At 32.6% G+C, this 24094-nt stretch carries 21 protein-coding genes and 1 tRNA gene; 9 read left to right on the forward strand and 13 right to left on the reverse strand.

Features of this window, described 5'->3' with window-relative positions; all coding sequences use genetic code 11:
- From Q0857_RS06260 to Q0857_RS06290, 7 genes are all read left to right on the forward strand, one after another.
- Positions 1 to 1089: gliding motility-associated C-terminal domain-containing protein (locus Q0857_RS06260; protein ID WP_298533123.1), on the forward strand; the 1089-nt coding region annotated here is incomplete at its 5' end.
- 31 nt (positions 1090 to 1120) lie between these two features.
- Complete coding sequence (locus Q0857_RS06265; RefSeq protein WP_298533124.1) at positions 1121 to 2053, forward strand: type IX secretion system membrane protein PorP/SprF; 933 nt, start codon at positions 1121 to 1123, stop codon at positions 2051 to 2053.
- Positions 2054 to 2062: 9 nt separating this feature from the next.
- On the forward strand, positions 2063 to 4018 hold the full coding sequence (locus tag Q0857_RS06270) for an OmpA family protein (RefSeq protein WP_298533125.1): 1956 nt from the start codon (positions 2063 to 2065) through the stop codon (positions 4016 to 4018).
- Between the two features lie 109 nt (positions 4019 to 4127).
- Positions 4128 to 4652, forward strand: a complete 525-nt coding sequence (idi, locus tag Q0857_RS06275) for an isopentenyl-diphosphate Delta-isomerase (RefSeq protein WP_298533126.1) — start codon at positions 4128 to 4130, stop codon at positions 4650 to 4652.
- The gene (locus tag Q0857_RS06280; protein ID WP_298533127.1) at positions 4649 to 5059 is read left to right on the forward strand and encodes a 6-carboxytetrahydropterin synthase; all 411 of its coding nucleotides are present in this window, start codon (positions 4649 to 4651) and stop codon (positions 5057 to 5059) included. The genes idi and Q0857_RS06280 overlap by 4 nt, the downstream gene beginning before the upstream one ends.
- 119 nt (positions 5060 to 5178) lie before the next feature.
- Entirely contained in the window at positions 5179 to 5448 is a 270-nt protein-coding gene (locus tag Q0857_RS06285) for a hypothetical protein (RefSeq protein WP_298533128.1), read from the forward strand.
- A 60-nt stretch (positions 5449 to 5508) separates the two neighbouring features.
- Positions 5509 to 5582: transfer RNA gene (locus tag Q0857_RS06290), tRNA-Thr, on the forward strand.
- 124 nt (positions 5583 to 5706) lie between these two features.
- Here Q0857_RS06290 and Q0857_RS06295 read toward each other — a convergent pair.
- The 3 genes from Q0857_RS06295 to Q0857_RS06305 form a co-directional block, all read right to left on the reverse strand.
- Entirely contained in the window at positions 5707 to 6408 is a 702-nt protein-coding gene (locus Q0857_RS06295) for a DUF4369 domain-containing protein (protein WP_298533129.1), read from the reverse strand.
- Between the two features lie 50 nt (positions 6409 to 6458).
- Positions 6459 to 7763 (reverse strand): DUF819 family protein, encoded by a 1305-nt coding sequence (locus tag Q0857_RS06300; RefSeq protein WP_298533130.1) that lies wholly within the window; start codon positions 7761 to 7763, stop codon positions 6459 to 6461.
- Between the two features lie 508 nt (positions 7764 to 8271).
- Entirely contained in the window at positions 8272 to 8865 is a 594-nt protein-coding gene (locus tag Q0857_RS06305) for an alpha-ketoglutarate-dependent dioxygenase AlkB (RefSeq protein WP_298533131.1), read from the reverse strand.
- Between the two features lie 39 nt (positions 8866 to 8904).
- On the opposite strand from Q0857_RS06305, the gene Q0857_RS06310 reads away from it, so the two are divergent.
- On the forward strand, positions 8905 to 9570 hold the full coding sequence (locus Q0857_RS06310) for a M15 family metallopeptidase (protein WP_298533132.1): 666 nt from the start codon (positions 8905 to 8907) through the stop codon (positions 9568 to 9570).
- A 19-nt stretch (positions 9571 to 9589) separates the two neighbouring features.
- Here the strand turns inward: Q0857_RS06310 and Q0857_RS06315 are convergent, their stop codons facing one another.
- From Q0857_RS06315 to htpG, 9 genes are all read right to left on the reverse strand, one after another.
- Positions 9590 to 10093, reverse strand: a complete 504-nt coding sequence (locus Q0857_RS06315; protein WP_298533133.1) for a cupin domain-containing protein — start codon at positions 10091 to 10093, stop codon at positions 9590 to 9592.
- 12 nt (positions 10094 to 10105) lie between these two features.
- Positions 10106 to 11347, reverse strand: a complete 1242-nt coding sequence (locus tag Q0857_RS06320; protein WP_298533134.1) for a DEAD/DEAH box helicase — start codon at positions 11345 to 11347, stop codon at positions 10106 to 10108.
- A gap of 41 nt (positions 11348 to 11388) precedes the next feature.
- A complete protein-coding gene (locus Q0857_RS06325) occupies positions 11389 to 12024 on the reverse strand; it encodes an MOSC domain-containing protein (RefSeq protein WP_298533135.1) in 636 nt (211 codons plus the stop codon).
- Positions 12025 to 12085: 61 nt separating this feature from the next.
- Positions 12086 to 13351: an acyloxyacyl hydrolase gene (locus tag Q0857_RS06330; RefSeq protein ID WP_298533136.1), complete on the reverse strand. Its 1266-nt coding sequence runs from the start codon at positions 13349 to 13351 to the stop codon at positions 12086 to 12088.
- 93 nt (positions 13352 to 13444) lie between these two features.
- On the reverse strand, positions 13445 to 13900 hold the full coding sequence (locus Q0857_RS06335) for an FKBP-type peptidyl-prolyl cis-trans isomerase (protein WP_298533138.1): 456 nt from the start codon (positions 13898 to 13900) through the stop codon (positions 13445 to 13447).
- A gap of 32 nt (positions 13901 to 13932) precedes the next feature.
- Complete coding sequence (locus Q0857_RS06340) at positions 13933 to 14625, reverse strand: YafY family protein (protein WP_298533139.1); 693 nt, start codon at positions 14623 to 14625, stop codon at positions 13933 to 13935.
- A gap of 65 nt (positions 14626 to 14690) precedes the next feature.
- On the reverse strand, positions 14691 to 15068 hold the full coding sequence (locus Q0857_RS06345; RefSeq protein WP_298533140.1) for a VOC family protein: 378 nt from the start codon (positions 15066 to 15068) through the stop codon (positions 14691 to 14693).
- A 258-nt stretch (positions 15069 to 15326) separates the two neighbouring features.
- Complete coding sequence (locus tag Q0857_RS06350) at positions 15327 to 17801, reverse strand: T9SS type A sorting domain-containing protein (protein ID WP_298533142.1); 2475 nt, start codon at positions 17799 to 17801, stop codon at positions 15327 to 15329.
- Positions 17802 to 17998: 197 nt separating this feature from the next.
- Positions 17999 to 19909, reverse strand: coding sequence for a molecular chaperone HtpG (gene htpG / locus Q0857_RS06355; protein ID WP_298533144.1), 1911 nt, complete (start codon positions 19907 to 19909; stop codon positions 17999 to 18001).
- A 161-nt stretch (positions 19910 to 20070) separates the two neighbouring features.
- Here htpG and Q0857_RS06360 point away from each other — a divergent pair, with 161 nt between their 5' ends.
- Entirely contained in the window at positions 20071 to 21078 is a 1008-nt protein-coding gene (locus tag Q0857_RS06360) for a 3-oxoacyl-ACP synthase III family protein (RefSeq protein WP_298533146.1), read from the forward strand.
- A gap of 474 nt (positions 21079 to 21552) precedes the next feature.
- Here Q0857_RS06360 and Q0857_RS06365 read toward each other — a convergent pair whose 3' ends face one another.
- Positions 21553 to 24033 (reverse strand): outer membrane beta-barrel family protein, encoded by a 2481-nt coding sequence (locus Q0857_RS06365; RefSeq protein ID WP_298533147.1) that lies wholly within the window; start codon positions 24031 to 24033, stop codon positions 21553 to 21555.
- Positions 24034 to 24094 lie beyond the last annotated feature (61 nt).

Genomic DNA, 24094 nt, shown 5'->3' on the forward strand with positions numbered 1-24094 from the left:
TTAGATGTAGCGAGTAGTGTAGATACGGTAATTGATATAGTAACTACTGATGGTACAGCAGCATCAGGAGATGATTATACAAGTACGACCACGACGATCACAATTTTAGCAGGTGATTTAAGTACGACAGTATCTATACCGGTCTTTGAAGATGATATCTCTGAGGGAGACGAAACTTTTACAGTAGGTGGTACTGTAACGAGTGGTAATACAGTTAATACCGATCCAAGTGGTGTTGTTACGATTATGGATTGTTTATCTTACCCTATGGATGATTGCGATGGAGACGGTGTTACAAATGCTGATGAAATTAGAGATGGCACAGATGTAGATGATCCATGTAGTTTTATTGGAACAAGTATCACATTGCCCGTTACTTCACCAGTTGATTGTGTAGCCAGTATTGAAGCTACTAAAATAGCTGATGTATTTGGCGAGGAAGTTGGAGATAGAATCAATTATACTATTGAGGTTGAAAATACTGGTAATGTTGAACTTAGCGATTTGGAACTGGAAGATATCTTTTTAGACGCTCAGGGCAATGTCATAGAGTTAACGAGTGGACCTACTTTTGTTAATTCAACTTTTGATAGTGCTGAAGGCATATTAATACCAGGGGAAATTGCTACGTATGAAGCTACTTTCATAATTGATCAACAAGCAATATATTCGGGAGGTGTGTCTAATAGTGTTATTGCTATAGCATCGGAGAATAATTTTAATACCGATATATCTGATGTTAGTGATGATGGTGATGATTTTGATGGCAATGATTTAGATGATGCGACTGTAACAGTACTTGGAAATTTATTAATATTTAACGAATTCTCTCCAAATGGAGATGGCGTTAATGATACATTTGTTATCAATGGAATTGAAGATTATCCTAATAGTAGTTTAGAAGTTTATAACCGATGGGGTAATATTGTTTACAAAACGAAAAATTACCGAAATGACTGGGGAGGTATTTCTAATGGAAGAGGTACCATAAACAAGCAGGAAGAATTACCAATTGGAACATATTATTATGTTTTAGACTTAGGAAATGGTTCTGAACCGAAAGTTGGATGGTTGTATATAAATAGATAATAAAGAGTTGGCAACTCAAAGAATTAAAAAGATGATTAAGAAAATATCATTAATAAAAAATTTGATTTTAGTAGTGTTTATTTTACTATTAAACTGCAACTTGGAAGCCCAACAAGATCCACAGTATACACAATACATGTATAACACCATGAGTGTAAATGCGGGTTACGCAGGTCAGAGAGGGGTGTTAAGTGCCACAGCATTATATCGTACACAATGGGTTGGAATAGATGGAGCACCCAAAACCATTACTTTTGGAATTCATTCACCATTAGGAAATGAAAGAATTGGATTGGGTTTAAATGTAGTTAGTGATCAACTTGGACCAGCTATGGAAACGAATTTAGACGCGAACATCTCTTATACTATACCTGTTGATTATTATGGCGAAATTGAGTTATCGTTTGGAGCCAAAGCTGGGGTACATTTTTTAGATACAGATTGGAGTAAGGGTATCTTTCAAAACCCTGATGTGGTTTTCAATGAAAACGTAAATTTGATATCTCCAACAGTGGGTGCTGCCTTGTATTTGCATTCTGAAAAATGGTATGTAGGTTTGTCCGTACCAAATGTCTTAAATACTAAGCACTATGACGATTTTCAAGAATCTTTAGCAACAGAACGACTACATTTGTTTTTAATCGGAGGTTATGTGTTCGATTTGAATACAAATACTAAATTGAAGCCCACATTTTTATTAAAAGGAGTTTCAGGAGCACCTTTAATTGCAGACCTTTCAGTAAATGCTTTATTTTATGAAAAATTTACACTAGGTTTAGCATATAGATGGAATGATTCTGTTAGTGGCTTAGTTGGGTTTCAAGTTAGTGATCAGATTTTTATAGGATATGCCTATGATGCAACCACAACGGGGTTAAATAATTATAATAGTGGTTCACATGAAATTATGTTAAGATTTGAATTGGCTGAGATTGGTAGAATTATATCCCCAAGATTCTTTTAAGGAAAATAAATGAAGTTAAAGATATATATTATAATACTTTGCAGTGTATTCTGTTTTAATAGTTCTTATGCCCAAATAGGAAAGATTAAGAAGGTTACTAAAAAGTATAATAATCTTGAATATGAAGAGTCGAAAGAAACTCTTTTAAATTTAGCTTACAGACCCAACCCTTCTCCCGATATCATTGAAAAATTAGCAAATGTCTATTATTTTAATGGTGACATGGAAGATGCCTCAAAATGGTATGAAGAACTTTTAAAACTAAAAGAGACGAATAAAATCGATTCTTTAGATTCTGAAAACTATTTTAGATATGCCCATGCTTTAAAGGCGCAGGAAAAATATGATGAAGCAGATGCTATTTTTGACGTTTTTCTTGCTCTTAATACAGAAGATTTAAGAGCTAAATCTTATTCGAAGAACCCAGATTATTTGCATGAAATATATAAGGTTTCTCAAGATTTTCCTTTGAATAGCCTAGATGTTAATACTCAATTTTCAGATTTTGGGGCATCGCTTCACAACGGTAAATTAATTTTTGCATCATCAAGGGGTAAGGGCAAGGGTAAAAAATTGTATGGTTGGAATGGACAACCTTTTCTTGATTTGTTTCAGATTGATTCATTAGGAAATGTAGAAGAATTTGGTAAAGAGATAAATTCAAAGTATCATGAAGCTACAGCTACATTCTCAAAAGACGGAAAAACATTGTATTTCACTAGAAACAATTATTTTAAAGGGAAATTTAAAAAGAGCAAAAAGAATTCTCATGTATTGCAGATTTTTAAAGCTGAGTTAGTAAATGGAGCTTGGACGAATATAGAGCCATTACCATTTAATAGTAAAGAATTTAATGTAGCACATCCAGCTTTAAGTTTAGATGAAAAAAAACTGTATTTTGCTTCAGATATGCCAGGGACTCTTGGGGGATCTGACTTATTCGTTGTTGATATAAATGAAGATGGAACTTATGGTACTCCAGTAAATTTGGGTGAAAAAATTAATACAGAAGGAAGGGAAAATTTTCCTTTTATAAGTGAAAAGAATATTCTTTATTTTTCTTCTAACGGTCATGTTGGCCTAGGCGGTTTAGATGTTTTTAAAATTGATGTTAACGATATACATCTTTCGGAAATAGGTGTGAGTGAAATAAATGTTGCTGAAATAAAGAATATCGGTAGACCAATAAATAGTCCGAAAGATGATTTTGGATATGTGATTTTTGAGGAATCGGGAAGAGGGTATATTTCTTCGAATAGAGCTGGTGGTAAAGGAGATGATGATATATATAGTTTTACAACTCCAAAATGTGAACCTATTGTAAAAGGAGTTGTTATAGATAAGTATACTCAGGAAGCCATTCCCAATGCGAGTATCGTTATTTATGATGCCGATAAGAATATCATAATTTCATTAACTACTGATGATTTAGGATTCTTTTCTTACGGGTTGGATTGTTTAAAGGAAAACTATGCTGTTGAGGGTAAGAAAGAGGGTTATTTCGATGACTATGCTGAGTTCAAAATTGTGTCTAATATTACTCAAACATCTAATGTTAAATTACAGTTAGCGCCAATACCAGCGCCAATAGGTACAGATTTAACTGAATTACTGAGTTTAAATCCTATTTACTTTGACTTTGATGAATCTTTTGTTCGTGAAGATGCTCAAGCAGAATTAGAAAAAGTAATCGCTTATTTAGAAAGGTACCAAACGGTAAAATTAGATGTACGTTCTCATACGGATTCAAGGGGTACGGATGAATATAATATTGAGTTATCTAACAAAAGAAATGAAGCTACATTAGATTATATACTAAAATATGGCAATGTCGTGCAAGACCGATTATCTGGAAAAGGTTATGGTGAATCTCAACTTACTAATAAATGCTCAGATGGTGTACCATGCTCAAAAAAAATGCATCAAGCTAACAGACGTAGTGAGTTTATCATTTTAGATAACTAATTCTTTTTTTTTATTTCAGTCAAATACCTGAAATGTGTTATGGGTACTTTTTATTTAATTTATTTTCAAGCTTAACAATTTTATTATTTGTTTGTATTTTTGTTAGACTATGGAAGAAGAAAAAGTTATCCTTGTTAATGAAAAGGATGAGCAAATAGGTCTTATGCCTAAAATGGAGGCTCATGAAAAAGCAGTTTTACATCGTGCATTTTCTGTTTTTATTTTTAATGATAAAAATGAATTGATGCTTCAAGAGCGTGCCCATGATAAGTATCATTCTCCGGGACTTTGGACTAATACTTGCTGCAGCCATCAAAGAGATGGGGAGTCTAATATTGCAGCTGGTAAAAGACGTCTGCAAGAAGAAATGGGATTTGAAGTTGATTTAACTGAGTCCATTTCGTTTATCTATAAGGCGCCCTTTGATAATGGGTTAACAGAGCATGAATTGGATCATGTTTTACTTGGATATTTTAATGGAGAACCAAATATTAATTTAGAAGAAGTTGCCAGTTGGAAATGGATGCCACTGGAGGATGTAAGGGTAGATATTTCATTGCATCCCGAGCTTTATACAGAATGGTTTAAAGTGATTTTTGATAAATTCTATGAACACATAAATATCAAGTTATGAAGATAAAGGTTAGTAGAAGAGCTCACTTTAATGCCGCTCATAGATTATACAAAGCAGATTGGAGTTTTGAAAAGAACGATGCGGTTTTTGGAAAGTGCAATAACCCAAATTTTCATGGTCATAATTATGAACTAATAGTGAGCGTGACTGGTGAAATTGATAAAGAAACAGGTTACGTTATCGATATGAAGGAGCTTAAAGATATTATAAAGAGTGAAGTGGAAGAAGCTTTTGATCATAAAAATCTAAATGTTGATGTGCCAGAGTTTAAAACTTTAAATCCTACGGCTGAGAATATTGCAGTTGTAATTTATAATAAAATTAAACCTCACATAGAGCAAGATTTAGAATTAGAGATAACACTTTACGAAACCCCAAGAAATTTTGTAACCTACTGTGGAGGGTAGATTTTTATAGGTAATTGATTTACTATTTACCTTCAATTTAAGACCAAAAAAATAATATTAAAAAGACTATGTGATTAGAAGTTTATATGTAGTTTTGTAATCAAATTAAAAAAGAAATTATGGCAAATGTTAGAGATTTAAAAAAGGATATTAATTACGTTTTAGGAGATATTATTGAAGCTGTATATGTTTGGGAATATTCAAATACAGATAAGGACACAAAGAAAAGTGAAGCCATTATAGATGAAGCTATAGAAACTTTTGACGAGTTGATAGCTAAGGTAAATGCTAAGAATGTTGAAAACGCGAAAGCACATTTTAAAGCTATTAATCAAGAGCTAGAAGATAAAGGCAGGGCTTTAATTGATAAAATTAATAAACTAGGATAATTTTTTTAACGGACAGCTTGGAAATGTTATTTTAGATATTATATTTGCACCCGTTAAAACGCCGATGTAGCTCAGCTGGCTAGAGCAGCTGATTTGTAATCAGCAGGTCGTGGGTTCGAGTCCCTCCATCGGCTCAAAAAGCTTCACTTAAACGAAGCTTTTTTTTTGTTAGAATTATAGAATAAACTTCAACCTCATAAGGTGTAAAAATTAAAAGCCACTCATATGAGTGGCTTTTAATATATGTGAGTAAGATTATTATTCTTTTTCTTTCTCCTTAATATCCTTAATAAATCTATCAAGTTCTATACCGTACTTTGAAGCTTTTACTTTTGGCGTCAAGGACTCGTTTATGGTATCTAATAAATCAATTCTAGCATTATAAATTTCAGATAATGCAAGGTAAGGAGCGACTTCACTGTCCTTATTGTTCAACGCAAAGTTTACCGTGTATAAGTACTTACGCTTTAAAGCGCCGCTTTGTTCTTTTTCAAGAGCTTTTATTTTAGCTGTATCTCCTATTTTTTGAGCTTCAAAGGTTTCCTTAATTAATTCTAAGTTTCTGTCATTTGCTCTGGATATAAATTTTTTGTATTCTTCTAATACCTTTTGCTGAGAAGAACCTTTAATTTTAGCGTCAAAGACGAAATTTTTTAAGGTGGTATTAATTTCTGTAATCCCCTTATCAGCAAAAAAAGCTATCCTGTCTTTCTCAGCACTATTTTTATCTAAGTAAAGAAAGAATATTTCGGGTGTATCTATATCACTATATAACTCAAAATTAGAAGTACCACTAATGTTAACAGAATCTACGGTTACCAAAGCTGTGTCTTTAATTTTTTTTAGGTACACAGTTCCTTTTTTTAAACCTTTTACATTAGCTTTCACGATTAAATCATTGGGCTTGTTGGAACATGCTACTACGAATAGGGCGATTAGAAATAAAGAAATGTGTTTCATCGAATATTGTAAATTTTGATGGCAAATATCTTATAAATATTAATTAAATACTAACCAGTAGCGGCTATTTTCATAAGTTCTGCACAAAGCATTGCTCCGTACGTACCAACAACATATCCAAATACAGCCAAGAGTACACCAACAGTAGCCAATGAGGGGTGAAACGCTGCAGCAACTACGGGTGCCGAAGCAGCACCTCCAATATTGGCTTTGCTACCTACTGCTAAGAAAAAATATGGTGCCTTTATTAGTTTGGCTACCAAGAAAAGTAAACTAACATGTATACACATCCAGATTAAACCTACAACAATTAACCCTGGATTTTCGGTGACCGTTGTTAAGTCCATTTTCATACCTATACTAGCCACAAGAATATAAATAAATACGCTCCCTATTTTACTTGCTCCAGCTCCCTCATATTGTTTCAATTTAGTAAATGATAATAAAATACCTGTTGCCGTGGCTATAGTAATCATCCAGAAAAATTGAGATCCAAATGATGACATCGCTGATGATTTATCCCTCACTACGTTAAAAGTTGATTTTAAGAATTCTGAAATTGTATTTGCGCCTAAATGAGACAAACTCACAACAGAAAATGCAATACCTAAAATAACTATATAATCTGCTAGCGTAGGTGTTCTTGAAATTTTAGAAGCGTATGTTGATACGCGATCTTTTAAAATTTCAATTGCAGAATTATCGGCCTTTAGCCATTTATCTATTCTATCTGATTTACCAATACCTAGAAGCAAAATGGCCATCCAAATATTGGCGACTACGATATCAACTATAACCATTCCTGCATAATTATTAGTGTTATACCCATAAATTTCTAACATGGCTGCCTGATTGGCACCACCACCAATCCAACTACCAGCTAAGGTTGCCAGACCCCGCCAAACGGCATCAGGACCAACTCCTCCCACCGTTTCGGGAGAAATAATGGATATTAATAATATAGCTATAGGACCGCCAATAATAACACCAACAGTACCGGTTAAAAACATTATCAGTGCTTTGGGGCCCAGATTATATATAGCTTTTAAATCAATGCTTAAAGTCATGAGTACGAGAGCAGCTGGCAGCAGAAATCGACTAGCTATATAATATACTTGTGAATGATGTTGAATCGACTCCCCAGATGAATTAACTGAAGACCATTCAGGAGCAATAATACCCAAGGTAGTTAAAGCACCTGGAAGCATGTATGCCATTAATAAAGCTGGAATATATTTATAAAACTTTTTCCAAAATGAATTTGAACTAGAGGATGTATAAAATACAAATCCTAACATTAACATAAGTAAACCAAAGACTATAGTGTCTTGAGTAAAAAGAGGTTGATTATTCATAAAAAGATATTATCTGAAGCTGAAAGATATAAAAAATAAAAGATCACATTTTCCAATTTTGGCATGACTATTGTTATTATACAAATGAATACATTCAGAATAAGGTTTATTGAGTGGTTACTTTAAACTTCTGAGTTGTAATTCATATTTTGGTTGGTTAGTTAGTAAAAAAGCACCTTTATGAGGTGCTTTTTTTATGAATTTGGGTTAGGATACACGGAATTGGCATTTTTTTTGGTGACAGAAAAGTGCATTTAATCGATAATATCGATGAAATCATCTAAATATGTTAAAATTACATGTATTTCATCGAATATAAGTGCTTTTTATCGTGTTTGTATGTTTATTAATTCTATATTTGGAGTGTACTAAATAACACACTTTTTAGTTCAATGGATTAATTAATTAATATTTGCATTATGTTGTTGATATGGAGACCCCAAATCTAGCTTCATAATATTAAAAAGCAAATTGAAAAGAAAACCGAGTTTGAGGGAACTCGGTTTTTTTATGCTATAATTCTAAAAGTTAAGTTGATTCGTTTCCCAACATGCTTTGATGTTTTAGGTATTTGATGAAGCCAAAATTTTTGAGTTTCACCTTTCATTATAAGTAAGCTTCCATGTAGTAAATTTATTTTTGCTTTTAACGCTTTTTGGTATCTGTGTTTTAATTGAAAAATGCGCTCTGCTCCAAAAGAGACAGAAGCTATAATGGGTTGGTCTCCTAATTCCTTTTCGTTATCAGCATGCCAGCCATTACTATCTTGACCATGTCTATATAGATTCGCTAAACAGCTTGTAAATCTTGTGTTAAGCTGAGACTCGACCATTCTTTTTATGCCTAACAATTCTTTATTAAAACTATTTGGCTTCATAATTATGTTACTGTATTTATATGATTTATTATTATCTGCAAAAAAAGCAGTTAACCTTGGTTGTAAATGTGTTTTTCCAAATACCGTAATGGTATCTTGTTGCCAATCAATCTTTTTATCTAATTGGTCAAAATAGATATCGGCCTGTTTCTTATTAAAAAAGTTTGGGTGATAAACAATATCAGAATCTTTTAGATTTAAATTTATTGGAGTTTCAAAAAGCATGTTCTTTTATTTTCTAAATTAGCACAATTAGCTATTTGTATGAAATACATCATAATATTTTTTATTTGTTTCTGGAACACAAATCTTATTGCCCAAATACCAGATGGTTTTGTCTCGGTTAAAGATATTATTGATGATATAGAAATAGAACTTCGTTATTTTACCTCGAATAATTTTGTAGGAAAACCAATTGATGGATACAATTCAAACAAATTAATCCTTACTGCCAAGGCGGCCCAAGTATTAAAAAGAGTTCATGAGGATTTGCAAGATGAAAACTTATGTTTAAAAGTTTATGATGGTTATCGACCTCAAAGAGCGGTTAATCATTTTGTTATATGGGCTAGAGATCTGAATGATACTATTAATAAAGGCATATTCTACCCGAACGTAAAAAAGCAAGACCTTTTTAGCAAAGGCTATATAGCAAGTAAGTCTGGCCATAGTAGAGGAAGTACAGTCGATTTAACCATAATTGATGGAAATACTGGTGCTCCATTAGATATGGGAAGTCCTTATGATTTTTTTGGAGAGGTTTCCTGGGTTGATAATACCGAAATCACGGCTCAACAGAAAGCGAATAGACTATTGTTACAGTCTATTATGATGAAATACGATTTTAAAAGTTACTCCAAAGAATGGTGGCATTTTACCCTAATTGATGAACCTTTTCCTACTACTTATTTTGATTTTGCTATTAAGTAGCATAAGTTGTTGCCTGTATTTATATTCTTGTAAGCTTTAAAATAATGTCTTGATGTTCTGGAAATAATTGAGTTAGAGAATGTCTTTCCGCAAGTTCAAAATCTTTAAAATCAAACCCAGGAGATACCGTACAACCTAATAATGTATATGCATTGCTGCTAATAACTTCAGCAGCAAACCAATCTCCAGCGTTAACTACATACTGTGGTAATTCACCTTTTTCTAAATCATTTCCAATTACCACATTGTTATAAAGTCCTTTAGCAGAAATGATGTGAAGCTTTATAGCAGTTCCTTTATAAAAATGCCAAATTTCATCCTGTTTAATTCTATGAAAAGCCGAAAAAGTATCCGAAGTTAATAAGAAATAAATACAGGTTGAATAATGTCTTTCTCCTAAAAAGTCGTTGCCTAGATTCTCTTGATTAATTACTCCAGAACTTCTATAGGTTTCTTTATAATAACCACCTTCAGGGTGTGGTAACAAGTTTAGTTTATTTGCAATTTTTTTAGCATCAGTCATTCATAAAAAATATTAATACCATCGTTTCTTTTTCTTTTTTGAAGCCACACTTTTCCGTCCTTTTTTATGCTTGCTTCCTGTTTTTTTAGATTTATGAATGATTGGTTTAGCCTTCGGGTCTAAAGGGTAGGGGTGGTCCTCAATGACATCTAATTGAAGAAGAATAAGCTGTTGGATGGATTGGATATAGCTTTTTTCATCTGCAGAGCACAGAGAATATGCAATTCCAGATTTACCAGCTCTAGCAGTTCGTCCTATTCTGTGTACATACGTTTCGGGAACATTGGGTAAGTCAAAATTGACTACGGCATCTAAATTACTAATATCAATACCTCGCGCTGCTACATCAGTAGCAATTAAAATATTAACGTCTCCTTTTTTGAATTTATTTAAAGCTTCTTGTCTAGTGGTCTGACTTTTATCGCCATGAATACTATCTACTTTATAACCATTTTTCAATAGTGTTTTTTCCAATTTATCAACACCAAATTTTGTGCGTCTAAAAATGATGATACGGCCTTTAATTGTATTACGCAGTAAATGTAAACAGAGCTCAATTTTATTACGTTTAGGGACATAATAGAGTAACTGATTTACATTTTTTGATGTCGATGAGTTTTGAGCGACTTCAATACGTTCAGGTGAAGTTAGAATAGACGAGGCCAATTGCTCAACTTTATAAGGAATGGTTGCTGAGAATAGAAGTATTTGCTTTTCGCGTGTACAAAGGCGCTCTATTTTTTTTACATCATCTATAAAACCCATATCTAGCATTAAGTCTGCTTCATCTAAAACAAGCGTTTCAACATAGTCAAGGTTAACAATGTCTTGCTTGTGTAAATCTAATAAGCGTCCTGGAGTTGCAATTAAAATGTCAACCCCTTTTTTTAAAATGTCCTTTTGCGGTTCAATAGAAATTCCACCAAAAACAACTGTACTTCTTAAATTGGTGTACGTGCTATAGGTTTTAAAGTTTTCTTCAATCTGAAGTGCTAGCTCTCTTGTTGGGCTTACAATTAAAGCTTTAATGGTTTTTCCTTTTTTTGCGACATCTTGTCTGTCAAAAAGGAGTTGTAAAATGGGCAATGCAAAAGCTGCTGTTTTACCAGTACCTGTTTGAGCAGAAACAATGATATCTTTTTTATTTAAAACTAAAGGGATTGTTTTTTCTTGAACTAAGGTAGGGTTATCGTAACCTGTTTCGGCAACAGCTCTTAAAATAGGTCTATTTAATTGTAAGTCTTTGAATGACATTTAAAATAATTTGATGCAAAGATATAATAAACCGCATCAAGTTATTTTAAAAAGGTTTTTAGTTTGTCTCGTTTTCTTTTAGGTAATGCGTTATTGTTTATTACCAATTTAATGTGTTCTTGATTTTTTTCGGTTTTATATAACAGTTGGAATAATTGCCAAGTACTAATACTTTTTTTTGCCTTTTGAACTAGTTTCATGGTATCGTTAGCTTTTACAAAACCCTCCTCTAAAATACGAACATAAGTCCCCGAAAAGCCATAGTTTATAAATTCCTTTAATACCTTTTGTGAACCAAATTTTACGCCAAATTTAAAACAAGGCTGTCTGGGTTGGGTAATCTGAACAAGTGTTGATCCAATTTTATAAATATCACCAATATAAAGGTCTTTTTCATTAAGTCCAGAAAGGGTTAGGTTTTCTCCAAACATACCCCAATTCCAATTTAGGTTTGGATAAAGTGATTTCCAATATTCATAATGATCTGCGGAAAATAAGTAGCAAGCCTTGTATTCGCCACCATGCACATTTCTATCTGAAACTTCATCGTTTTTAACGCCTTGATTGCCTAAAAAAATAGGCTCAGCGGTGGGGTTTTTATAAATACCTGTTAAAACTTCTTTTCCATTCCAGCTGATGGTTGTAGGTTTAGCGATATTTGTAGAAACAATCTTCATTTTTATTTTAAATTATAGTATGTAAAACCTTTATAAATTAACTAACATAAAGAGTTTAATTTTACTCCTTTCTGTTTTTTAATTTGAACCGATACACATATCCTAAACTAAGCTCTGTAAAATCTGCCTGCCCCAAGTTTGAATTGATGTAAATACCCATAAAAATATTGTTTTTTGGAGAATCATTGGTGTTAAAAACATAATATTTTAAGCCTAATTTGCTAGATATAGTTCTTTTAACTTCATAATACCAATCTAACTCCCCTAAGAAGAATATTGTTTTTTCTCCGTCATAATAAGAGTATCCTTGATTTATTTGATAATCAATTTTATAGAAGGGTTTATATACGTTGAAACCAATATTCCATTCAAACCCAACATGGCTCAATAATAATTCAGCACTACCAAAAAAACCGAAATTAGTAGCGTATTTATAAGGCGTTTCTTTAAAATGCGGAACCTGTTCAGAGATTAATTCACCATCACTTTTTATATAATCATAGTAGCCTTCAAGAAAGCGATAGTACATGCCTCCACCAAATTTAAACGTCCGGTTTAATACGATTCCGGCAGAAGCTGTAATCGTGTAGACTTCTCTTTTTGTGATGTCCAATTCAGAAAGTACATTTTGTCCTATTCCGGTTTGAATATTTATATAGGTTTGCTTACTCCTTTCTTTATGATTTTTTTCTTTTGTAGATAAAGGGTGTTTTGCCTCTTTTTGGGAGGGTATCATGGCTGATACATTAAAAATCAAGGAGTTTAACCCTTGATTTGGCAGTCGCGTATGCCCGTTTGAATGATGAAAGTATCCAAGGCCTAAACGCCAGTCCATTTTAGAACGTTCTAAAATATTATAATACAATACAGATCTAAAAGCCCAATTAAAAGTTGTAGATATGGCTCTGTTATACGGGTTGGTTTCATTACTAAATTGAGTATCAATGTATGCTCCTCCAACGCCAATGGCAAGATTTAGTTTATTGGTTTTCTTTTTGAAAAGGCCAAATTCCAAATAAGGTAGGAAAGAATAAGCACGGCCTAATTTGGAACTATTTCCAAAATCGGTAAAAGATAAACTGAATCCAGATTTTGGACGACCAAGTTGCTTAACCCAAGCTGCACTATTGTTTCGGTTCAGGCTACCCATGCTGAAAACTGCACCAGTCTGTAAATTGGTTTCAGGGAAACCCGTATTGGCTTCTAGAGTTTGTCCAATATAAACCTCTGCATTATAGAATAGGTCACTTTTTGATGAAAGCCCCTCTTGAGCATTAACTTTAAGTACACAAAATATGCATAGTGTATACCTAAAAATTAAGTTCATGAGCTTGTGGTTTATTAATAACCCTAAAGTAATAATGTTTACTCAGTATTAAAAACAACCTGCGCCCTAATTTAGTAAAGTGTTAAAAAGGTGCTAGTTAACAGATTTGAGCTCTACGTCAAAAATAAGTACGGCACCACCCGGAATACTCCCTCTTCCGGCGTTACCATAACCGAGATGAGATGGAATTAAAAGTATACCACTTCCTCCTTCTTTAAAATAAGTGATACCTTCTGTCCAGCCAGCGATAACTTGACTTAAACCAAAAGAAATACCATCGGAGTCACTTTGGTCAAAAACTTCACCATTTGTGAAATAACCTTTATATGCAACGGTTACATTATCGGCAGCCGTTGGTTGCATTCCTGTACCCGGATTATTTATAACATAATGCAAACCAGAACTGCTTTTTTCTGCATTTAAGTTATTCGCTTTGATATATGCTACTATTTCTTCTTCATTTTGAACACGGTAATCAGGAACTGTGTCATCATCATTTGCACAAGCAGTAAAAAGAATGATCGAAAATGCTATTAATATATTTCTCATGTTAATAATTTTTCTTGCAAATATAGTAGAATTTATTTGTCTTCATATGGGCAGGACTGAAAGTAAGTTTGAAGGTTAAATGCTCTATCTTCAAATTTTTCTGGAAGTATTTTGAAATGTTGAATTCTGTCAATTCTAAAAGCGCGATAGTCATTTCTAAGGTAGCACCAGGCAATTAAAATCCACTTATGGTTGGTAGAGTAAAACGCATAGGGTTCTATTTTTCTGAAGGAAATATGAGTATCATTCGCTTTCTTATAATTTATTTCAACGAAGTTAAAGTTCGTAATTGCTAATTGAATTTCGGAGAGTGCATTACTTGCTATGTCCTCATAGCGGTTTTCAAAAATGTGGATTTTGCTATCTAGCAATTCGCTTTTTTCTTGAATAGAGGTTTTAAAGACCGATTTTATTTTTGTTAATGCTTCTTTAAAATCGGTAACAAACGAAGCATCTTGTGTTTGATTAACTAAATGCTGCGCTGTAATTAAAGCATTGGCTTGTTTTTCGGTAAATTGAACAGGGGCAATATTGTAGCCTTCCATTAGCGAATAACCTCGGCCTTCAATAGTGGTTACAGGAATGCCAGCTTCTTCTAATTTTCTAATGTCTCTGTAGATGGTACGTACACTTACATTAAATTTATCAGAAAGCTCGGTAGCTGTTAAGAGTCGTTTAGATCGTAACAGAGTTAAAATAGATATGAGTCTGGATAATTGCGACATAAAACAAAGATAGCGAACCGTAAAAACAATCCGCTATCATCTCGTTTTTTGATTGTTAAACAATGTTACATCCAAGAATGTAGTGCAATTCTATTGCCTTCGGTATCGGTAAATTGTGCCATAAAACCATTTTCCCCAATATCTGTTTTTGGCATCATTACTTTACCCCCAGAAGCTTCTACTTTGCTTAAAGCAATGCTTAAATCCTCTCCACCGTTTAAATATATGGTAGGGCCATCGGTAGTTGGTTTTTGTCCGTCGGCTTCAATAAGTCCGCCACCTACACCATTATTATCATTATCATACGGAAACATACCGTACTTAACGTTTTGTTCTGGCATGTGATGATCTTTAATTTCTAAAGCCATAACGGTACTGTAAAATTGTTTTGCTCTTTCGTAATTTTTTACTGGAATTTCAAACCAGTTAACTGCATTTTTCATTTTAGAATGGATTTTGTTGTTAAAATTTAATGCAAATTTATACGGGTTTGTGTCGTAGGATGTCAGGGGTTGTTTTTAATTTTACTTTTTTTAAAATTTAGGTTTTTGGGAGGTTCGTTTAAGGGTTCGTATAAGAAAGGTTGCGTAGTTTAGCATTAAACTTTGAAAGTACACACCAAACTGAACATTTGCGAGGATTTTCAGAAGTAGGTGAGAAAAAGCAATTACTTATAACCAATATTGTAAAACGTTATAAATTTAATCTTTAATAATTTTGCGAGTTATTTTGATGCTATCTGATGTTGTGAATTTTATAAAATAAATTCCTTTTGGAAGTGACGTTAAATCAATTTTATCATTTAGAATAGAATCGTTTTTAAAATGAATTTTACCTAATGTGTCATATACTTTTATTTCAAGAATATCTTTTTTATTATCAGAGAATTTCCATCGCAGCATATTTGAAAATGGAACTGGAAAAACTTTAAAATCAGCAATATCATAATTTTCAGCATCAATTATAGAAAGGGTTGATGTATTAAGATAATAACCGGTTTTTTTAATATGATGGTAACTTGTTAAAATATCAAGTTTATTATCATTGTTTATGTCTTCTAAAATAATGTCTCGATCTAAGCTTGACAAGTAGCCAGCATTGTCAACAAGCACCATAGAATCAAAACCCGAATCGTCATTTAAATAATAAAACACTTTTTCATCACCACCCTCACTCGTGGATTCGTAATACACGCAAACCAGATCTTTATATCCATTATTATCAATATCTTCAAATGAAAACTCTGTTACTCCTGTATTATTATCTATTGTAGTTATATTTGAGGAAAAAGTACCTTCGTTGTTTTTAATCCAATAGATTTTTTTATTACCAATATAATATCCTCCAGAAACAATATCCAAATATCCATCATTGTTAACATCTTCTAGAGATATAGGATTGGTTGTGATTGATTGCATAATTAGTAAATTCGAGAAATCACCAAATCCATTATTTTCCAAGAGATATATTCGAGAGTAATTTTTAGAGCTTACAACAACATCAATATCACCGTCATTATCTATATCGCCTGCTGCAATTTTATTAGGTTTAAATCCATATGAATCATCAGTGAAAATGGTCATGTTACCAAAACTTAAATCCCCATTATTTTTTATCCAGGCAATTTTATCATCATCTCTATCGTCAATTCTAACGATTATATCTTTGTACCCATCACCATCAATATCTTCTAAAACCATATTCCTATTTAGGTTTAGATTTGAATAAGAATAAAATGTACTTGAAAATGCATCATTTCCATCATTTACGAATACTTCTATGCCGTCATATCTAAGACCAATTAATTCTTTATTACCATCTGAATTTAAGTCAAAAATAACTGAATCTAAATAAGAGTTGCCCTCGTCAGTAGAAGAAATAAGTTTATATGAGCTAAAGTTTGCATTGCCATAGTTCTCAAACCAAAGAAGGTCATCACAAGCTATAATAATGTCTTTGCTGTTATCATTATTTAGATCGGCTGATTTTATGTCATAAGGAAACCCATACCAATAATTTACTATAGTTTCTTGAAAATAGCTTCCCGAATTGTGATTTTTAAACAAAGATACTTTTGATAAAGCATAAGAGGTTGATATGATGTCATTGCTATTATCGTTGTCAATATCATCGATAATAAATGATTTTGGATTGCTAATATTATCAGTAATTAAAATCTTATTACTAAAAATACCATTTCCTAAATTTTTATACCAACTTAGATTGTCATTAGTCCAAAACGAAACTACAATATCTTTTTTACCATCATTATCCATATCTTTGGCTTTTATTTCAAACGGTTCTTGAATAGTATTATCAATAATAACTGCATTGTGACCGTCAAAAGTTTGCCCGTCTTGATTTACTATATATCTTACATTATCTGTGTCATAATTATTTGCTGTGATAATGTCTAAAAAGCCATCATCATTTACATCCATAAAGTCTATAGCAGTTCCATCATCCGAGCCACCAGTGATGATAGATTGTCTAATGTCATAATTATTATTTCCTAAATTTTTCGCCCAATATATTGCTCCATCATCGTGACTAGAAATAATATCTAAAAGATTATCATTATTTAAGTCAGCCGTCTTTATTTTTTTTGTATCGTAATTTCCGTCATATATTGTTACTGGACTTTGAAAGTTACCTATATTTAAGTTTTCTAAAAGAATTATTTTATCATCCACTCCCCCAGTTAGAATATCTAAATCACCATCATTATCTATATCGCTCACATTTATTGTAAGTGGACCATTAATAGTATTTGAAATGATATGTTCGTTTGAAAAAATACCATTTCCTAAGTTTTCAAACCAAACAATTTTATCTTGAATAGTACTACTAGTCGATATTATGTCTTCCAATCCATCATTGTTTAAGTCGCCATATGCAATGCGACTAGGACCATCCACGATTTGCGATGAAATTATTTTTCGTTGAAAATGAGAGAAATCCCCATTTACATTTTTATACCACATAATTGTATCATCATAATTTGAAGAAATAACTAAATCTTTATAATCATCATTATCTAAGTCAACTAATAACAAAGAAGTCGGATCTGATGAAGTATGTGATGCATCTATTAAAATTGTTTCATTTTCAAAATTTATTTGCGCAAAAGCAACGAAGGAAAAGAAAAGTGATATATATGTAATTGTGTTTTTCATGTTTTAGTTTTAATATTTTACATCCTAGGTTAAACGAAGGTAGAAGAATTTTTTTACAAAGTCAAATGCTTTGGAAAATGAAAAAACCACCTTGTTTTTACAAAGTGGTTTTGGTTTTATATGTTTCCGCGAAAGCGAAAAAAACACTTGTACTTTATTATGAGATTATCATGTTGTGCCTCCTCACAATACGGTACTTATTTTATCATTTCGTAACTACGTTTGATGAAATTGGTTAACTCTTCACCTTTTAATAAACCTTGCGATAATCGTGCTAGGTCTAAACTTTGGTTTATTAAACGCTCTTGTTTTTTCTTTGTTTTTGTACCAATAATTTCACTAACCAATTCGGAGTTTGTATTCACCACTAGGTTGTACATTTCTGGCATGTTACCCATACCAAACATACCGCCGCCACCAGTTTGCTGCATTTCTTTCATTCTGCGCATAAATTCTGGTTGTGTTATTGTAAATGGAGATTCGTTGCTATCCATAGCTTCTAATTGTACCATGAATTTTTCAGAAGGAATAACTTCTTTCAACAGCTCATCTAAAGCTTTGGTTTGATCTTCATCTAATTTAGAAATTGTTGTTTCGTCTTTCTTAATTAAATTATTAATATGATCGCCATCCACACGAGCAAACGTGATATTTTCTTTAGAGCTTTCTAACTTCTGGATTAAGTGCGATACAATTGGAGAATCTAATAATAATACTTCGTAATCTTTCGCTTTAGCAGACTCGATGTAACTGTGTTGCGCATCTTTATCAGAAGCATAAAGAATCACTAATTTATCGTCTTTATCGGTTTGTTTTGCTTTTATTTTGTTGAATAATTCTTCGTAAGTATAATACGTACCATCAACCGTTGGGTATAAAGCAAAGGCATCTGCTTTTTCAAAGAATTTTTCTTCAGAAAGCATACCGTATTCAATAACAATTTTAATATCGTTCCATTTTGCTTCAAAATCTTCACGGTTATTGTTGAATAACGATTTTAATTTGTCGGCTACTTTTCTTGTAATATAAGATGAAATCTTTTTTACGGCACCATCGGCTTGTAAGTAAGAACGCGATACGTTTAATGGAATGTCTGGAGAATCAATTACACCACGCAACATGGTTAAGAATTCTGGAACAATACCTTCAACATTATCAGTTACAAAAACTTGGTTTTGGTATAACTGAATTTTGTCCTTTTGAATTTGCATATCGTTCGACATTTTCGGGAAATATAAAATCCCTGTTAAGTTGAACGGATAATCTACATTTAAATGAATATTAAATAAAGGTTCCTCAAATTGTGTTGGATATAACTCTCTATAAAAACCAGTGTAGTCTTCATCTTTTAACTCAGCTGGTTGCTTTGTCCAAGCCGGACTAGGGTTATTAATTATATTATCAACAGTAATTTGTCTGTGAGGTTCGGTGGTTTCTTTACCGTCTTTATCTTTTGTAGTTTGTGGCTCATGCTCAGGATCGTTAACTTCCTTAGTTCCAAATTTAATTGGCACAGGCATAAACTTGTTGTACTTTAATAATAATTCGCTAATTCTACTATCTTCTAAGAACTCTGTAGAATCTTCAGCAATATGAAGAATAATCTCTGTACCTCTTTCTGTTTTATCAGAAGCTTCTAATGTAAATTCTGGTGAACCATCGCAACTCCAATGCGCTGCTGGTTCATCTTTAAAAGATTTAGTGATGATTTCAACTTTTTCAGCAACCATAAATGCTGAGTAAAAGCCTAAACCAAAATGACCAATAATTCCTGAATCTTTAGCAGAATCTTTATACTTATCTAAAAACTCTTCAGCTCCAGAAAAAGCAACTTGGTTGATGTATTTTTCAACTTCTTCGGCGGTCATACCTAAACCTTGATCTATAATATGAAGTTTTTTACCATCTTTATCAACCTTAACCTCAATCTGCGGATTACCATATTCTACCTTTGCATCACCAACATTAGTTAGGTGTTTTAATTTCAAAGTTGCGTCTGTAGCATTACTAATAAGTTCACGTAAAAAGATTTCGTGATCGCTATACAAGAATTTTTTAATGAGAGGGAAGATGTTTTCTACCGATACATTAATGTTTCCTTTTGTCATAATATATAATGTTTTATTATTGTTTTGTTATGCTTGTGTAGTAGACAACAAAAATGCCAATTGAATAAATATGACAAACTGACACAATTATTTGGAGTTTTCTTTTTATTCTTCATTGATGATTTAATTTTGTATTTTGGTTAAACAATAAAGATGACACTATGTACAACTCAAAGATTACCGGATTAGGTAAGTATGTTCCAGAAAATATAGTTACTAATGATGACTTGTCTAAGATGATGGATACAAGTGATGAATGGATTCAAGAACGTACTGGTATCCAAGAGCGAAGGTGGATACCAGAAGGATCTGAAGATACGTCGGCAGTTATGGGTGCTAAAGCAGCAAAAATTGCAATAGAGCGCTCAGGGTTAACTAAGGATGATATCGATTTTATTGTTTTTGCAACCCTTAGTCCAGATTATTATTTCCCTGGTTGCGGTGTGCAAATTCAAGATATGTTGGATATGCCAACCGTTGGGGCGTTGGATGTTAGGAATCAATGTTCGGGATTTGTTTATGCCATTTCTGTTGCAGATCAGTTTATAAAAACTGGAATGTATAAGAATATTTTGGTTATTGGAGCGGAGTATCATAGTAATGGATTAGATAAATCTACCAGGGGTAGAGGTGTGACTGTTATTTTTGGTGATGGAGCAGGTGCATGTGTTTTGAGTAGAGAAGAAGATACGAGTAAAGGTATACTATCAACCCATTTACATAGTGAGGGTAAGTATGCTGATAAGTTAATTGTTGCATCGCCCAGTATTGCACATTGGGTTCCAGAGATTTTAGAATCTGAGGAAGAAGATATTTCTTATTTCCCATATATGGATGGCACTTTTGTGTTTAAACATGCGGTGGTGCGCTTTAGTGAGGTTATTATTGAGGGTTTAATGAAAAACGGAATACAGAAAGATCAAATAGATATGTTAATACCACATCAAGCTAACTTAAGAATAGCACAATTTATTCAGAAGAAGTTTGGACTAAGAGATGATCAGGTATTTAATAATATTATGAAATACGGAAATACTACAGCTGCATCTGTAATTATTGCACTTACCGAAGCTTGGGAGCAGGGTAAGATTAAAGCAGGGGATCATGTGGTTTTAGCTGCTTTTGGAAGTGGATTTACATGGGCCAGTGCCATAATTAAGTGGGCGTAAGGTTTATAATAATATAGGAATAAACAAAAAACCCGAAACGCATGCATTTCGGGTTTTTCTAGCTATTAATCAACTTCAACTAACACTAATGTGAAGAATCTTAATGTATTAGACGCAACATGTTTAAAAATATTGCATCAATATCTATTATTTAACGTTTTTTAACACAATAAAGAAAAAACTCGAAAAAATACTTTCGAGTTTTCTTATACTAATCTTATCTATATTACGAATTTTGATATGTGTAGACGACTAACTCTAAATAATTATTCATTCGTTAACTGGCTAGATTGTATATTTTTTGAACGCAAAATTTTAAAAATTATTGTGGTTAATGAAAACTTTAACATAGTAACAGTAATACTATTACTAAAAAGCAAAACTCCGAAGTTATTTAACCTCGGAGTTTCTTATTTAATATCCATACAATAACACTAACCATCAACTATTATGTAGGCTATCAAATTTGTTGTTTTACAGGAAGCCTCCGCCACCAGATTTTTCATTATTATCACGTCTTTTTCTTTTAAGTGATCTGTATTTTCCACCACCAAAACGGTAAGAGAATGCAATATTCCAGGTGTTACTTTCCCAATTGAAACCACCGTACCCGGGGAATGGTGTGTTTGTTTCAAATTCGAATTGCATGGTGTTAAAAACATCATTATAGTTAAAACTAAGGGTTCCTCGGTTATTGTCTAAGAAACTATAACGCATTCCTGTATTTACAAAGTACATCGGTTTTCTCGTAAATTGAATCCCTTTTTCTTCACCTCTATACATACCAAATAGTGAGAAACTTAATTTTTTCGATGCTTTGAAGTTATTGAAAAGTCTAAAGTTCCATACAATATTATCTACTTCCGTATTTTGTCTTACAATATCTTCCGGTGTAGCGTTTGGCAAATCATCAGTGTCAAGATATTCTGTAATACCACGTTGTGTTTGCGAATACAAATCAAAACTTGTGTTAAAGCTCCACCATTTTGTTGGTTTATAACCTGACGATAATTCTATACCATAGGCAGACGTATTTTCAAAGTTATTATAGGAAAGAATTACATTTCCAGAGGTTATATCTGTTCTGTCAATAATGAGGTACCTGTTAATATTATCTTCAATAAATCTATAGAAAACGCCTGCTGTAATGCTTCCTTTTTCCAAGTTTCTGATATAGTTTACTTCAACAGAATTGGTAAACTGAGGTTCTAACTGTGGGTTCCCATAAGATGAAACTCTTGGAGTACTCCATTCTCTAATCGGATTTACTTGTTGAAGTCCGGGGCGGTCTACTCTTCTGCTTGCGCTAAATTGATAGGTGTTTTTTTCTGATGGATTGTATGATAAAAATATTGATGGGTACAATTGAAAGTATTCATTTTCGAATGGTAAAAATTCAGTAGAATTATCATCGAAAGTTCTTAATGCATCTGCGTTAACAAAAACTTGTTCAGCCCTAAGTCCAGCTTGGTAACTCCATTTTTCGAATTTTTTAGAATAGGTGAAATATGCAGAGTAAATATCTCTTTTGTAATCAAAATTAGTACTCGGTGTTGGGATTAAATCACCGTTACCATTGAATGTTTGTCCGGTTGACATGTAACCAATAATAGAATTGAATAACCTTGCCTCTAAACCAGCTTCAATTTTCACATCTTCATTAACAGGTTTAACGTAGTCTACATTTATAGTCGTTCTATCACGTTTAGTGTCTACATTGTCTACATAATCAGTGGGGAAAGTGAAATTGATAAAATTAAAGTTGGCAATTTCTTCAGCATCATACTCGTTATAATTCACTTCTACATCTAAAGTTTCATCTTCATTGTCAAACTCATGTTTGTATGCTAAATTATATTGGCTTGAACTGTTTTCAGAATCGTTCATGAATAACTGTGTTTGAACACCAGTAACAGGATATGTTACATCAGTTGAACTATTACCTTCTCCATTAAATACGTTTTGATTTGTGAAAAAAGAGATGGTGTTTTTATCATTCATATAAAAATCTACACCTATTTTGTAAAGGTGGGATTTATTACTATTCTGAAAAGAAAAATCCTGCACAGAACCATCGTCTAAACGGTTTACTTGTCCGAAATTATCGTATTTTCCAATATTGTTTCCGTAGTTTCCATAAAAGTTAAATTTTCCGTTTCGGTAGTTCATGTCAATAGAACTATTAAACTTTGCAAATACTTCATTGGTTACCCCCACATTTAGGTTACCATTAAAACCAATTTGCGTGTTTTTGTGTAATTTAATATTAATAATACCACTCATGCCTTCAGGATTGTATTTAGCAGAAGGATTAGTGATTAGTTCTATTTGCTTAATGGAAGTTGAAGGAATCTGTTTAAGTAATTGGGCAATAGGAACATTAGTGAGTTTACCATCAACCATAACCCTAACATTTTCATTCCCTCGAAGGCTTATGTTTCCTGTTTGTTGATCAACATTAACCGAAGGAATATTGTTCATGATGTCGCTGGCTGTGGCTCCGGCAGTAATCAAGTCTTTACCAACGGTAATAACTTTTCGGTCGACTTTTTGTTGAATAGTAGAAGTTTCGGCTATAACTGTAACTTCATCTAACCCTTCGGCTTCTTCTTCTAAAAAAATATTACCAAGGTTTACATTAAAATTACCTTTTCCAACGGTAACATTTTTGTTGTAAGTTTTATAACCAATATATTGTATACTAACTACAATATTGCCTTCTGCAACTTTTTCAATTTTGAAAGAACCATCATCAAGCGTTATACCTCCAGTTAGAGTTTTACCAGCGGAGTTCTTAATGATAACATTAACATAAGGTAAGGGTTCTTTTAAATTGGCGTCTAATACTTTGCCAGAAATGGTTCCGGTTTTTTCAGCATTGGGGTCAGGATCTGTAAATGCGTTGGTTGATAGTGCAAAAAGAAATGCAAAATAGAAAAATAGATTTTTCTTCATTTTTGATTAGTTTGATTGATGATTATTTTATCGTTTGATTATTAAAGAGACGTTTATAATT

It is taken from the genome of uncultured Algibacter sp. (assembly GCF_947495925.1).
Classification (GTDB): Bacteria; Bacteroidota; Bacteroidia; order Flavobacteriales; family Flavobacteriaceae; genus Algibacter_E.

Excerpts from the sequence above, each read along its gene's own strand:
- Q0857_RS06265 (WP_298533124.1), top strand. The coding sequence starts at position 1,121 with ATGATTAAGAAAATATCATTAATAAAAAATTTGATTTTAGTAGTGTTT.
- Q0857_RS06270 (WP_298533125.1), top strand. The coding sequence starts at position 2,063 with ATGAAGTTAAAGATATATATTATAATACTTTGCAGTGTATTCTGTTTT.
- idi (WP_298533126.1), top strand. The coding sequence starts at position 4,128 with ATGGAAGAAGAAAAAGTTATCCTTGTTAATGAAAAGGATGAGCAAATA.
- Q0857_RS06280 (WP_298533127.1), top strand. The coding sequence starts at position 4,649 with ATGAAGATAAAGGTTAGTAGAAGAGCTCACTTTAATGCCGCTCATAGA.
- Q0857_RS06285 (WP_298533128.1), top strand. The coding sequence starts at position 5,179 with ATGGCAAATGTTAGAGATTTAAAAAAGGATATTAATTACGTTTTAGGA.
- Q0857_RS06295 (WP_298533129.1), bottom strand. The coding sequence starts at position 6,408 with ATGAAACACATTTCTTTATTTCTAATCGCCCTATTCGTAGTAGCATGT.
- Q0857_RS06300 (WP_298533130.1), bottom strand. The coding sequence starts at position 7,763 with ATGAATAATCAACCTCTTTTTACTCAAGACACTATAGTCTTTGGTTTA.
- Q0857_RS06305 (WP_298533131.1), bottom strand. The coding sequence starts at position 8,865 with ATGCTTTTTGAAACTCCAATAAATTTAAATCTAAAAGATTCTGATATT.
- Q0857_RS06310 (WP_298533132.1), top strand. The coding sequence starts at position 8,905 with ATGAAATACATCATAATATTTTTTATTTGTTTCTGGAACACAAATCTT.
- Q0857_RS06315 (WP_298533133.1), bottom strand. The coding sequence starts at position 10,093 with ATGACTGATGCTAAAAAAATTGCAAATAAACTAAACTTGTTACCACAC.
- Q0857_RS06320 (WP_298533134.1), bottom strand. The coding sequence starts at position 11,347 with ATGTCATTCAAAGACTTACAATTAAATAGACCTATTTTAAGAGCTGTT.
- Q0857_RS06325 (WP_298533135.1), bottom strand. The coding sequence starts at position 12,024 with ATGAAGATTGTTTCTACAAATATCGCTAAACCTACAACCATCAGCTGG.
- Q0857_RS06330 (WP_298533136.1), bottom strand. The coding sequence starts at position 13,351 with ATGAACTTAATTTTTAGGTATACACTATGCATATTTTGTGTACTTAAA.
- Q0857_RS06335 (WP_298533138.1), bottom strand. The coding sequence starts at position 13,900 with ATGAGAAATATATTAATAGCATTTTCGATCATTCTTTTTACTGCTTGT.
- Q0857_RS06340 (WP_298533139.1), bottom strand. The coding sequence starts at position 14,625 with ATGTCGCAATTATCCAGACTCATATCTATTTTAACTCTGTTACGATCT.
- Q0857_RS06345 (WP_298533140.1), bottom strand. The coding sequence starts at position 15,068 with ATGAAAAATGCAGTTAACTGGTTTGAAATTCCAGTAAAAAATTACGAA.
- Q0857_RS06350 (WP_298533142.1), bottom strand. The coding sequence starts at position 17,801 with ATGAAAAACACAATTACATATATATCACTTTTCTTTTCCTTCGTTGCT.
- htpG (WP_298533144.1), bottom strand. The coding sequence starts at position 19,909 with ATGACAAAAGGAAACATTAATGTATCGGTAGAAAACATCTTCCCTCTC.
- Q0857_RS06360 (WP_298533146.1), top strand. The coding sequence starts at position 20,071 with ATGTACAACTCAAAGATTACCGGATTAGGTAAGTATGTTCCAGAAAAT.
- Q0857_RS06365 (WP_298533147.1), bottom strand. The coding sequence starts at position 24,033 with ATGAAGAAAAATCTATTTTTCTATTTTGCATTTCTTTTTGCACTATCA.